Raw genomic sequence first — 12,174 nt, forward strand, 5'->3', positions numbered from 1 at the left:
GCCCGGAGCAGCTCAAGGCGCTGGCGCCGGCGGCCATCGCGCTCGCCAAGGCGGAAGGGCTCGACGCCCACGCACGATCGGTGGCGATCAGGCTGAACATGTAGCGATGTCCGGCCACCACCAAAACCGCGACAGGCTGATCGACGTCGAGCTCGACGAATCGATCGGGCGTTCGACGCCCGATGTCGAGCATGAGCGGGCAGTGGCGATCTTCGACCTGATCGAGGAAAACAGTTTCCGGCCGGTCAACGACGATGGCGCCGGCCCATACAGGCTGAAGCTGTCGCTGGCCGAGTCGCGCCTGGTGTTCGCCGTCAGCCGCCAGAATGGCGCCGATGTGGTTACCCACATCCTGTCGCTGACGCCGCTTAGGCGTATCGTCAAGGATTACTATCTGATCTGCGAAAGCTATTATGAGGCGATCCGCTCCTCCACGCCCAGCCATATCGAGGCAATCGACATGGGCCGCCGCGGCCTGCACAATGAGGGCTCGCAAACACTGATGGACCGGCTCGCCGGCAAGATCGAGATCGACTTCGACACGGCGCGCCGGTTGTTCACGCTCGTCTGCGTGCTGCACTGGCGGGGGTAGTCCTGGCCGCGCTGCCGCATTCGATTCTTTTTGTGTGCGGCATGAATGCCGTGCGCTCGCCGATGGCCGAGCAACTGGCGCGGCGGATGCTGCCCGCCACCACTTTCGTCGCCTCGGCCGGCGTGCGCAGCGGCGAGCGCGACCCCTTCGTCGATGCCGTGCTTGCCGAAGAGGGTCTCACGCTCGGCGAGCGGCAGCCGAGGACGCTTGACGAGCTGGAAGACGATTATTTCGACCTGATCGTGACGCTGGCGCCGGAAGCGCATCACGCCGCGCTCGAGCTTACCCGCTCGCTCGCCGTCGAGGTCGAGTACTGGCCGATGCCGGACCCGACCGACACCGGCGGCACGCGCGAGCATATCATGGCCGCCTATCGCGATGTGCGAGAGCGGCTGAAGACGCGCATAAGCCGGCGTTTCTTGCTTCCGGAAGCAAAAAACGCGACGGATTAAGCATGTTCACAAGCGGGCGATTATCATATAGGTTCCGCCGCAAATTCCGGCTGGAGTCGGACGAGTTCAGGTCTGTTCGACCTGAAATCGTCCGGCTCCAGATCAAGAGTAGAGCATGATGTCGTCCGAAAACCGCTTCACACTTTTCGGCATCATGCTCTAAGCCCCGGAACCGCCATCCAAGCAAAGGTATCGAATGCCGAAGGAAGAAGTCCTCGAATTTCCGGGCGTGGTCACGGAACTGCTGCCCAATGCGATGTTCCGGGTGAAGCTCGAAAACGAGCACGAAATCATCGCCCACACGGCCGGCCGCATGCGCAAGAACCGCATCCGCGTGCTGACCGGCGACAAGGTCCTGGTCGAAATGACGCCTTACGACCTGACCAAGGGCCGCATCACCTACCGCTTCAAGTAACAATTCGGCGCGAACCGCGATGAGCATTCTGCAGAAGCTCGTGCTTGCCTCGGGTTCGCCGCGTCGCATCGAGCTGTTGCAGCAGGCCGGCATCGAACCGGACCGCGTGCTGCCCGCCGATGTCGACGAGACGCCGCTGCGCGCCGAGCATCCGCGCTCGCTGGCGAAGCGCCTTTCCAAGGACAAGGCCGAGAAGGCGTTCGCCTCGCTGAAAAGCGAGGAAGACTATGCGCCGGCCTTCATCCTGGCCGCCGACACGGTGGTGGCAGTGGGGCGGCGCATCCTGCCCAAGGCCGAGACGATCGACGACGCGGTGAACTGCCTCGGCCTGCTTTCCGGCCGCTCGCACCGGGTCTATTCCGGCATCTGCCTGATCACGCCGGGCGGCAAGCTCAGGCAGCGGCTGGTGGAGACCAGGGTGCGCTTCAAGCGACTGCCGCGCGAGGAGATCGACGCCTATGTCGCGTCGGGCGAATGGCGCGGCAAGGCCGGCGGCTATGCCGTGCAGGGCCTCGCCGGCTCCTTCGTCGTCAAGCTGGTCGGCTCCTACACCAATGTGGTCGGCCTGCCGCTCTACGAGAGTATCGCACTGCTGTCCGGCGAGGGCTTCAAGCCGCACAAGAACTGGCACGTCGCGCGGCCATGAGCCCGGACGAAAAGGTCACGCCGCTGAGGCCGAAGCGCCCCTGCCCCGAATGCGGCAAGCCTTCGGTGCGGGAGCACTATCCGTTTTGCTCGACACGCTGCAAGGACATCGACCTCAATCGCTGGCTGAAAGGCGCCTACGTCATTCCCGGCCGCGACGACGAAGAGGAAGAAGACGGGGGCCCCAAGCAAGGCCCTTCGTCCACAGACGAGCAGTGAAGGCCGGTAGCAATACGCCGTTTCCCGGCGATTTTTCTTTATCAACACCTAAGCGCTGGACAGGGCGAATTCCCGTGCTATAACCCACGCGCTTTCGAGGGGGGCGCCACCCGGCGCTTCCGTGAAACCCGGCGGACGAGCCCGTTAGCCGGCGCAGGCCCAGATAGCTCAGTTGGTAGAGCAGCGGACTGAAAATCCGCGTGTCGGTGGTTCGAATCCGCCTCTGGGCACCATCCCCTCCTCTCCCGACACTCCCTTTCGCCGAATCTTCTACGCTTCTGTTTGCACAAACAACTGAAATCGTTCATCTTTTTGGGAAGGATGGCGCGATTGAGCGCGTTTCATGGAATTTCGGCGTATTTGGTCTAACGAGGCGGAGGGCTGGTATTTCCGTTGGTACTGGACATCCTGATGGTATCGAAACAGCCAAAGGGAGGTGTCCCACAAATGGCCCTTTCCGACGTGAAATGCCGAAATGCCCGTCCTGCTTCCAAGCTATTGAAATTGTCTGATGGTGGCGGGCTCCAGCTCTGGGTGCAGCCCACCGGATCCCGCCTATGGCGCCTCGCCTATCGACTTGACGGCAAGCAGAAGCTTCTGGCGTTGGGCAGCTATCCCCTTATTTCGCTCGCCGAAGCACGCAAGGCGCGCGATGACGCCAAACGTCTCCTCCTCACTGGCATCGATCCCGCGCAGGAACGCAAGTTGCGAAAGGTCGGTTCGGCAAAGGACAGCTTTCGATCAATCGCCGAGGAATATGTGGACAAGCTGAAGAAAGAGGGACGTGCCGACCGGACTATCACCAAGGTCAAATGGCTACTCGACTTCGCCTATCTCACCTGTGGGCACAAGTGCATTCGGGACATTGATGCGGCCACTATCCTTGCTGCCCTTCGTAGCGTGGAGGTGCGCGGTCGATACGAGTCGGCCAGGCGGCTGCGCTCGACCATTGGCAGCGTCTTTCGATACGCCATCGCCACTGCACGCGCCGACACTGACCCCACGTCCGCGCTGAGGGGCGCTCTCATCAGGCCAACGGTCACGCCGCGTGCCGCCATTACCGATCCGAAGGCATTCGGCGGCTTGCTGCGTGCGATCGAGACATTCGACGGACAGCCCGCAACCCGAGCGGCTCTGAGGTTGATGGCGCTGCTGTTTCCCCGCCCCGGTGAGCTTCGCGCTGCCGAATGGGGGGAGTTCGACTTCGAAAGTTCGGTATGGACTATCCCGGAAGCGCGAATGAAAATGCGACGACCGCACCGCGTTCCTCTTTCAACGCAGGCTTTGGATATCCTGGCCGAGCTTAAAAAAATCTCCGGCGCTGGGACGCTGCTGTTTCCAAGCGTGCGATCGCCTTCTCGTCCGATTTCCGACAATACACTCAACGCCGCCCTGCGTCGCATGGGTTACAGCAAGAATGAAGCAACGGCCCATGGCTTCCGAGCAACGGCATCAACTCTGTTGAACGAATGCGGCAAGTGGCATCCAGACGCCGTAGAGCGACAGCTGGCTCATATTGAAAATAACGACGTTCGGCGCGCCTATGCCCGGGCGGAGCACTGGGAAGAGCGCGTCAAGATGATGCAGTGGTGGGCAGATTATCTGGAAAAAATTGAGAACGCCGGAACGCGCGGGTAAACTCAATCAGATGCGGGCAGCCAGCTGTCCGGCACGTATCGCGAACGTCCGGTTTACGCTGCATAGCGGCCGTTGAGGCCTGCGTTGCCGCTCTCCCGAAGCGGACATCCCTGGGGAACCTGGCGGCCTGAAGGCGGAATGGGTGATCCGACGAAGGCCGAGAGCGCTGCGATCTAGCGAGGGCTGGAACAAGGCATGGTTCAAGGCCAGTGCCGGAGCGCCGCGCTAGCTGATTCCACACTTGTTGAAGCCGACATGATGGGAGACCTATCTAAGGCCCATGTCCACACGCCAGAAAATGGATGCAGCTGCGAATTTGATCGAAGGGTGGACGCTCCCGTCTGCGGCCACGCTTGGGTCATCGGTCCGAGCCAGAGGGATCGTTCGCGAAGTGCGAGCCCACCTGCCTTTGGCGGCGAAAAAGCTGCTCGGTATCGAGGTCGGGGCCTTGCGCATGCCGGAAGGCGCCTATGGCGATTTCCGGACTGCGTCGGCGATTGTGTCCAAAACGCTGGAAGGCATCGAAGGCCTGCCCGTAATTCCCCGTGAAGTCGAAGACATCCTGACGATCTCTTCGGCAGAGCGGCACCGGTGGCTCAAGGACGGCCGCTTGCAAAGCACAGGCACACGTACGGTGAAACTTCGTGGTCGCGCAAGGAAGGTAACTTTTCACGTGTTTGACCCACGTCACATCGAGGACGTGCTCGATCGCGACTTGGTTACGGTCTGGCGCGAGGACGACGCGATAGCTGCTGCAGAGAATAGGCGGCGGGCCGCCGGAAAGGCCGCCCTGAAGCGTGCGCAAAAGAGCGGCCGCAGGGCCGCGTCTGCGCCTGACAGCACTCGGGACGAGGTGTCACGTCAGAAACTGAAGGGCTGGGACGAATTCGAGAGTGACGGACTTCTGCGCTGATTCAGCGAAAAAAGATTCTTTCGCTGCTCCTGCCCACTACGACCGCACTGGCCCGAATCCTGATCCGGGTCGCGCGCCTGACCTCCGGGAGTCAATGGGCGTAAACAGTCCGCGAGTCTGGTTCCGGCCCAGGTAGGCGACAGTAACGGGCCGCCATATCGGCCGTTCACCACGGGCGACACCATTTCCCGAAAGCAGCGAGCCGTTGGCGCGCGTCATCGGTATCCCTTTTAAGTCCCAGGGGATACTGTTGCCGCCCATCAGCCGTCTTATCGGTATGGCGAAGCCGCTGATCTGTGTTAAGCCGCCGCCCGAACAGCCGAAGGAGTACACCCGTGAGCGAGCCGACCGTGGCCGAGGCGACCGACAGCATCTATGCATCGCTCCGGGCGAACAATGCCGACATCGATGCAAATATCGCGGCGCTCAAAGCGGCGCTGACGCGAGAGGGGATAGAACAGGCGGTGCTCGATCCGACCAGGCTGGCGCAGAACAACCGTTCGAGCCGCAAGGTGATGCAGGCTTATTTTCGGCAGCGCGGCGTGACGTGAGGTGGGCCAATTCATGGAACACGAGCCCTGCAAGATACGTTTCATCTTGGCTGAGCATGGTGCTTAGCAGCGGGTCACTTGACCAGCCAAGCGTGCAAAATGCAGTGATGCCCGTCAGATAGACGTCCAGGCCCTGCCTCTGAAGTGCGACAGCGGTTTCAATCGCAGACCTTTTGGAGAAGTATCCTCGGTACGGAACGCATCCGAACACCGGAAAGCACCATGTTCGTGGCGTCAGCGAGAATTCCGACGCTGCGAAGACGGCCCATGTCACGGCGTCCCGACCAACGTTGACATGGCTGCGGTAGCTATTGTTGTCTGGAAGCGCTAGTTCATCTATCGCAAACTGTCGGATGGCGCTCGCCGATTCCATTCGAGCGCGTAATGTCCCAGGGATCGAAGGATCGTCGATCAGCTCTTCGACATCCTGGCGCGCCGCCATGATCTCCACGTGACCCTTCAAGGATTGTGCGTAGTAAGAAATGCTGGTGCAACCTGCCAGGCTGGACATCACGATCATCGCAGCAACCGAACGAAAAAATGCACGCATCACGGTTGCCCACGGCATTTGCTCACACGTCCGGATAGGGCAAACGTCGCAACTACGCCCGGTCCCAAACAGTGGCTCCAATTTGGTTGATGTCCTGGATGGGGGTTTAGGTTAGACGTTCGTCTTCGGCAAGATTGTCACAATGTGGTCATTCGCTGCCAAATTGCCGAATGTCCGCTATAAGCCGGACACGGCGACGTGGAACTATCCGCCTAGGAGGTCTTTTTCTCCTGAAGCTTCCGGTCGCATCCGGCCCAACGCTGTTGGTCCGCAATGCGCCCACGTCGGCCATAGACGCAAATTGTCTCCTCCCAGGAAGTAGTCGTTGCCGATGACCATGCTCCAGGTCGTAGTCGCGCTAATAGCTGCCATTGGGAATCGTTCCGCGAAGATAGTTCGGGGAAGCTGAACGACGACCGTGCAAGCGGCCTGCCGAGGCCGTCGAAATTGTCTTCGAAATCGTTCCTATTGTCGAAAAGTCCGCTCTCGCCCTCTAGGCGGCCTGCTCGCAGAGGAAAACTTCACAACTAATGCACAGTGTGTCACAATCTGAATTGGGAGCCTGGGGGGAAATATGGACGAGCCGCGTCTAGGTCTACGCGGCGCTTACGAGGCCTTATTCCGATCGCGCGGATTATCGCTCCCTGATGGGCGCCCACTTTATCGCTACCGATTCAGCCGACAAGAGTTCGAGGGCGTTCGGGAGGTCCTAAAACGCCATGGACCGACCGCGCTGAACGACTCCCATGGTCAGGCTTTGTTCGTTGCTTTCACAGCCGAGTGGTATCGCCGGGAACGCGCCGGGGGGGCTTGGGACTGGATCAGACCCTTAGCTGTCCTTGGAATTCGATATCACGCGAATGATTCGGCCGCCGACGTGCGCTACGCGGTGGTGCGGGAAGCCGCCGAAGCTGGCTTGAAACGGTGGCGACGCCCTCAGCCGACCGACGTGCCGCTCCTCTTCGGCGTAGTGCGCGAGGCGGGTTTTCCAGCTGCTGCCATCAAAGAGGGAACCTTGGGGTTATGGCTGAAGCGCAGCATCTTGGCGATCGAAATGGGCTTCACACCTGCCGAGGCCGTCGCAAGTGAGGCATGGCGGGCGGGCGAAACGCTTGTTCAGGCGCTGGTGGAGCCAGCCGTGGCGCTGTCCACGGTAATCGTTCGTTTCCGTCAACAATTGCCGCCCCTCCACGAACGAAATGACCGAGATCCCGTGCTCCACCTGGATTCTGTGGTGCCTGCTTGGCGCAACGATCTGCCTTTTGACTTGGAGGAAGGCGATTTTCGATCTCTGGTGGAAGACTTGGTCCGGACCCGGCGCGTCGAAGGGGGAGCCCTGGCGGCAAGCCGATTGCTGCGGCGCACCGCCGAAGGGTGGGCGCCGCGGGCCGAACTCACCTTGTCAGGTGAACTCGACGTGGTCCGAACATCTCCCCAATTGCAGGCAGCGATGGAAGGTGCCACTCGGCTGCGCATCTTTCCGCGGGGTGATCTGCCGGGTTTGAACCGGCCCATCGCCGTGCTGGAACAGGTGGAATCAGACGAGGCGACAGCGTGGGAGTCCCGTCCGCTGGTCAAGGCGTTCGAAGTTCCCGCTCGCCTGAACCAGGCAATTAGGTTGGCGGCAGTTGCAGGGGAGACCTTAGTCGAAGAGTTCACCGCGTTTGCCGGCGAGCCGGTAGACGCGCCTGTCCTCCTCTTCCAGCCAGATCCTGGCGTCGATTTTGAGAACGCGCTTGAACTAAGATTCATTGGCAGTTCGCCCTTTCGAAGCACTCGGCCATGGCTGGCTATGGCTGTAACGCAGGAGGCTCGTTCAGCACTGAAGTTCGAACAGCCTCCTTCTGACTTGGGAGACTGCATCCTCGATGGACGCTGTCTTCTGGCCTTCGTCGGGCAAGCTTCGCTCGACCTTGGTGATGGGCGTCTCACGTGGCGTAGCGCGGCCGAGCGCGAGGATACGAAGCGACTGATCCTCACAGGAGAGACTCTACGGCGGGTGCGCGAGACGGTGTTCCTAGGGACGCCAAAGGCTTGGCTTTCGGATGGTCAGCATCACACGCTGGTTTCGTCGGAAGACCTAATTTGGCGGTCGTTGGGGAGAGGCTCGTGGCGTTCTTCGAACAAACACGCGCCCCTGGGCAGGGTCGAGATCGCAATGAGGCGGGGCGGTGAACTGGTCGCTTGGACCTGCGCCGACGTTGCGCCGCGTGAATTGGTGCTATCGGGAGAACCGCGAACCCACTCGTTGAAAATCGAGAATCTGCTCGGGGCCAGCGTTGCGGCGAAGGGCGGTCAGATCCTTCCGATCTCCAGGAATGGTGATGACGCGCGCGTCGATCTTCGACTCCACACCCCAGGCGCGATGCTACACGTGGCGCTGCGATGGGACACCCAACTCGACCTAACGCTCGCTGATCCGATTGCCGAGCCGCTCCTGTTGACCCCGGACATGCGGCCCGCCGTAAGCCGGGCCCAGATTTCGATCGATCGACTGCATGGGTTCCGCCTGTTGGCGCCTGGCGGTCGCGACCTATGGCTGGTGGTTCGGCAGGGCGCAGGACAGCCCGTGCAGGCCACGCGTCGTATCGACGGTCTCGTCCCGCTATCGGCCTTTCAAGACGAATTGCGGGATCTCCTTGGTAGCTTTCCGGACCTCGATGCGGAGGTGCGCCTGAGCTGGGCCGGTCGAGGTGACCACTTCGCCGAGATCGCCTGGTACGACGAAGACCAGCCGCTGGTGGCCGAGAAAGGCATTTCGCCGTTCTCGGGCCTTTCGAGTATCCTTGGTTGGAATCTGGATGCGCTAGCGCTGACGCAGCCTACCGCGAAACTCTCCAACAACCTTCCACGCCTTTCCTTGCAGGAATTGCAGACGCGACTCCTGCAAGAGCTCGGTCCGGGCCCCTGGCTGATCTTCGGGCGAACCAATGACGGGACCTCGCTCAGACCGAAGGTGGTCGCCCAACCACCGGGCGACGACGATCGTGGAAGTGCGCTTCGTCTGGCCTTCAGGATCGCACGACGTGACGCCCGGGACGATGCATTTGCTACAGTGTTAAAGCACCCGGAAGCCTTGAACCGCGCTGATCTCCGCCTCTTGGTCGATCTGAGCGTGGCCGCGCGGGATCGCAACGTGCCCGTGCCGGCGATCGATGCCCTGCGGTCACTTTGCCGTGCCCCCCAGGCGGCTCCGTGGATCCTGTCGACCTGCGACACTCTTGAGGAGCGCGACGCCGTGATCCGGCTACAAAGTGAGTTACCCTTCCTCTGGTGCGCAACGGAAGTCGAGCACTGGGTGTCTGCGTTTCGAACGAGAATTGACGAGTTGGAGCGCCGCCTGGAACGGTTGGAACTACCGACTGCCGACGCAGGGCGCAATGTGGCGGCCGCCCTCGGCCAAATCGCTGATCTGGAGCCCGGGCTAGCGACTCATGCGTGGATCACCTTCCTATTGGTCGCGCCACGAGCAGATTTGGAACCCGGCCTCATCGGAAGGCTATGCCGGCGTCCGAAGGAAACGCTTCGGGAACTCGCCGAAGCGTTCGTGACTCGTCAGAGTGAGCATCGCGAGCCACCGACCGGATTGCATCTCGCGGGGCTCCTGCCAGAGCGACGCGAGCTTTGGGAGCGGTACGACCCAGCCTTCGCGGATTTGATCGCTGCTCCCCTAGTGGCGGCGCGAATGGCGGCCGGCAAACTCCATCAAAACCCGCAGGTTGTCGGACGATGTCGGGCCGCTTGGCTCCACGACCGTCAGCTCTTCGAGAGCGCTCTCGCCGTCGCCCTTGGACGCGAGACTATAGACCCCGGCACCACCCAACGAATGGACCTGTGATGGAAATCGAGAGGCTTCTGGCGCGGCTGCCACGCGATGCTGCAGATGCGATTGTCGGTATGGCTCGACTCCGTTCAGTCGATCTCAATCGGCATCTGCGTGAGGGCTTGGGTGCGCGCGCTGGTCAGCCTAACTCGGCCCTCTCCGAACCGTTTGTCGAAGGCGCTTATCCCTGGTTGCCGTTAGAGGGCGGTTGGGGCGGATTGCCGGCTGGCCTTTTGCACCCAAGAACGCTCGAAGTTCTGCGTGAAGTCGCATACCCGCCCTACACCCACCAGGTGGACGCTTGGAAGCAGCTTTGCGGCGAACGCGCCGCTTCGGTGATCGTGTCGAGCGGCACAGGCTCAGGGAAGACAGAATGCTTTTTGACACCGATTTTGGATGGGCTGGTTCGATCCTCCGATAGCGGTGCAAAACCGCTCGAAGGAGTGCGCGCGCTGATGCTCTATCCGCTCAACGCACTTATCGCCAGCCAGGAGGAGCGGCTGTCAAAGTGGTTCGCCCCCTTCGGCGGAGCGCTGCGCTACTGCCTCTACAATGGCGACACGCCGGAGAGTGTGCGGAGCACCGCCGCGCGTGGGGAACCCTGGAAGGTCGCTGATAGGACGACACTCAGGCGCTCGCCTCCGCCGGTTCTTGTCACCAACGTTACCATGCTGGAGTACATGCTGATCCGGCAGAAGGACGCACCGATCCTGCGGGCGTCACAAGGTACGCTTGACTTCGTGGTACTGGACGAAGCGCACTCATATGTCGGCGCCCAGGCGGCCGAAATTGCTCTCCTACTACGCCGCGTCGCGCTTGCTTTCGGTCGCAAACCCGAAGAGCTCCGATACGTCGCGACCTCAGCGACGATCGGCGGCCCGGACGCCGCCGAGCTACGATCCTTCCTTCGAGATCTGTCAGGCGCACCAGAGCAAAATATTCACGTGGTAAGAGGTGTTAGGGCGTCGCTACCGGCCTCTCCTGCCCTCAATAGCAATCTCATCGAACTTGACGAGATAGCGGGCATGGAACCGCTCCAGGCCGGTGAGATCTTCGCTAAGTCTGCACCGCTAAGGGTCCTGAGGGAGCAGTTCAGAGCCGGCGCCATCGTAGGCTGGAGCGGCTGGAGCGCGCAGGCGCGCCAGATCGGCGGCGCGGACGTAGACCCGAGGCGCCTGCTTGTCGAAGCGTCAAGGGCGAAGGACCCACATTCCGATCCGGCGCTGGCCAGCGCTGGCGGAGACTCAATCCTGCCGGTCCGCCTACACCTCTTCCACCGGACGCTTTCCGGTCTCTGGGCCTGCGTGAACCCGACCTGTCCCGGGCGGCCCGCCGCATCTGAAGCAGCCGACTGGCACTTCGGCGCCGTCTTCCTCGAATCGCGAGAGCATTGCTCACACTGCGGATCGCTCGTGCTCGAATGGGCCTATTGCATTCAATGCGGCGATGGTGCGCTCAAGGCTGAAGAAACTGCCGACGGATCGCATCTTGTGGCCTGGACAGGCGGCACAGGGGACGGTGAGTTCGAGCAAACGCTCGATCGCGACGAAACCTTCGGCGCCGAAGACGACACACAAGACGATGCGCCGCTGACCACATCCCCGGTCGTGAACCGCCGATATTTAGGGGCGCGCGGGGCACGGCCGTCTCCGATAATCCGCTTCGAGCCAAAAACCGGTGCGATCGTCGAGACCGTGGACGGCGCGGGGTTACCAACGACCGCGAGCCGCCACGTAGGTGAGTGTCCATGTTGCGGCTGGGCACCCAAGAAGGTGGACCTCGAGGCCGGCGTGCTTCGATCGCTCGTCGCGGGTGCGCCCTACTTGATGTCTCAGATCACCCCTGGACTCGTCGGGCACCTATCGCCAAAACCTGACGCTGACGAGCCCTTGCCGCTCGACGGCCGGCAACTGATTACCTTCACCGATGCGCGGCAGGGCACGGCCCGACACGCGGCGAACTTGCAGGTGGCATCGGAGCGCGGCTTCGTCCGAAGCTTTCTCTACCACTTTGTGCAGGATCGTCCCGTGCGGGACGACCAGGCCATCGCCGCGATCGAGGCTAAGCTCAAGCGACTGGCCTCCGACGAGCAGGACGGGATCACTCTCAGCCTCATGGCTGACCTTCGGTTGGCGCGAATCAGGCTCGAAGGGGTCGCCACCCCGAAGGCCTGGCGCCAACTTGTCGATCGACTCGCCGCTGAGCCCACAATCAACCGCTTTCTCTCGAATCTCTGGGTCGAGCGCGAAGAGACTTTCTCCGACCCAGCGCGGCTCGCTGAATTCATGCTATATCGGGAGATCATGCGACGGCCCGTCCGCGCCAACAGCGCTGAGACATTGGGCCTTTTGCGCTTGACCATTCCCGGCCTGGACG

At 61.7% G+C, this 12,174-nt stretch carries 11 protein-coding genes, 1 tRNA gene and 1 pseudogene; 12 read left to right on the plus strand and 1 reads right to left on the minus strand.

The window, feature by feature from the left end; genetic code table 11:
- The 10 genes from EOA75_RS19405 to EOA75_RS19450 all read left to right on the plus strand — a co-directional run.
- A partial coding sequence (locus tag EOA75_RS19405; protein WP_164747449.1) for a histidinol dehydrogenase occupies positions 1 to 104 on the plus strand: 104 nt, incomplete at its 5' end.
- 2 nt (positions 105 to 106) lie between these two features.
- Entirely contained in the window at positions 107 to 592 is a 486-nt protein-coding gene (locus EOA75_RS19410) for a UPF0262 family protein (protein WP_066993793.1), read from the plus strand.
- Positions 580 to 1,044, plus strand: a complete 465-nt coding sequence (locus tag EOA75_RS19415; protein WP_082954052.1) for a low molecular weight phosphatase family protein — start codon at positions 580 to 582, stop codon at positions 1,042 to 1,044. The genes EOA75_RS19410 and EOA75_RS19415 overlap by 13 nt, the downstream gene beginning before the upstream one ends.
- A 196-nt stretch (positions 1,045 to 1,240) precedes the next feature.
- A complete protein-coding gene (gene infA / locus EOA75_RS19420) occupies positions 1,241 to 1,459 on the plus strand; it encodes a translation initiation factor IF-1 (protein ID WP_006200926.1) in 219 nt (72 codons plus the stop codon).
- 19 nt (positions 1,460 to 1,478) lie between these two features.
- Positions 1,479 to 2,105 (plus strand): Maf-like protein, encoded by a 627-nt coding sequence (locus EOA75_RS19425; RefSeq protein ID WP_066993800.1) that lies wholly within the window; start codon positions 1,479 to 1,481, stop codon positions 2,103 to 2,105.
- Positions 2,102 to 2,323 carry a DNA gyrase inhibitor YacG gene (gene yacG, locus EOA75_RS19430; protein ID WP_067328558.1) on the plus strand — a complete coding sequence of 74 codons (222 nt, stop codon included), beginning with the start codon at positions 2,102 to 2,104 and terminating at the stop codon, positions 2,321 to 2,323. The genes EOA75_RS19425 and yacG overlap by 4 nt, the downstream gene beginning before the upstream one ends.
- A 157-nt stretch (positions 2,324 to 2,480) precedes the next feature.
- Positions 2,481 to 2,556, plus strand: a tRNA-Phe gene (locus EOA75_RS19435).
- Between the two features lie 214 nt (positions 2,557 to 2,770).
- Positions 2,771 to 3,961 carry an integrase arm-type DNA-binding domain-containing protein gene (locus EOA75_RS19440; RefSeq protein WP_127324927.1) on the plus strand — a complete coding sequence of 397 codons (1,191 nt, stop codon included), beginning with the start codon at positions 2,771 to 2,773 and terminating at the stop codon, positions 3,959 to 3,961.
- Positions 3,962 to 4,241: 280 nt separating this feature from the next.
- A complete protein-coding gene (locus EOA75_RS19445; RefSeq protein WP_091595110.1) occupies positions 4,242 to 4,874 on the plus strand; it encodes a hypothetical protein in 633 nt (210 codons plus the stop codon).
- Positions 4,875 to 5,209: 335 nt separating this feature from the next.
- A complete protein-coding gene (locus tag EOA75_RS19450; protein WP_091595108.1) occupies positions 5,210 to 5,425 on the plus strand; it encodes a hypothetical protein in 216 nt (71 codons plus the stop codon).
- A 10-nt stretch (positions 5,426 to 5,435) separates the two neighbouring features.
- On the opposite strand, the pseudogene EOA75_RS19455 reads toward EOA75_RS19450, so the two are convergent.
- Positions 5,436 to 5,993 (minus strand): annotated as a pseudogene (locus EOA75_RS19455) (aminopeptidase); the annotation flags it as partial.
- 556 nt (positions 5,994 to 6,549) lie between these two features.
- On the opposite strand from EOA75_RS19455, the gene EOA75_RS19460 reads away from it, so the two are divergent.
- Together EOA75_RS19460 and EOA75_RS19465 are read left to right on the plus strand one after the other, a co-directional pair.
- Positions 6,550 to 9,813 (plus strand): STY4851/ECs_5259 family protein, encoded by a 3,264-nt coding sequence (locus EOA75_RS19460; RefSeq protein WP_206517015.1) that lies wholly within the window; start codon positions 6,550 to 6,552, stop codon positions 9,811 to 9,813.
- Positions 9,813 to 12,174 (plus strand): DEAD/DEAH box helicase (locus tag EOA75_RS19465; protein WP_164747451.1); only part of this gene is annotated, 2,362 nt, incomplete at its 3' end. The genes EOA75_RS19460 and EOA75_RS19465, both read left to right, overlap by 1 nt.

Origin of the sequence: Mesorhizobium sp. M1A.F.Ca.IN.022.07.1.1 (genome assembly GCF_003997575.1) — a bacterium.
Taxonomy (GTDB): Bacteria; Pseudomonadota; Alphaproteobacteria; order Rhizobiales; family Rhizobiaceae; genus Mesorhizobium.

Coding starts and splice junctions, on each gene's coding strand:
- EOA75_RS19440 (WP_127324927.1), top strand. CDS start 2,771: ATGGCCCTTTCCGACGTGAAATGCCGAAATGCCCGTCCTGCTTCCAAG.
- yacG (WP_067328558.1), top strand. CDS start 2,102: ATGAGCCCGGACGAAAAGGTCACGCCGCTGAGGCCGAAGCGCCCCTGC.
- EOA75_RS19445 (WP_091595110.1), top strand. CDS start 4,242: ATGTCCACACGCCAGAAAATGGATGCAGCTGCGAATTTGATCGAAGGG.
- EOA75_RS19410 (WP_066993793.1), top strand. CDS start 107: ATGTCCGGCCACCACCAAAACCGCGACAGGCTGATCGACGTCGAGCTC.
- EOA75_RS19425 (WP_066993800.1), top strand. CDS start 1,479: ATGAGCATTCTGCAGAAGCTCGTGCTTGCCTCGGGTTCGCCGCGTCGC.
- EOA75_RS19460 (WP_206517015.1), top strand. CDS start 6,550: ATGGACGAGCCGCGTCTAGGTCTACGCGGCGCTTACGAGGCCTTATTC.
- infA (WP_006200926.1), top strand. CDS start 1,241: ATGCCGAAGGAAGAAGTCCTCGAATTTCCGGGCGTGGTCACGGAACTG.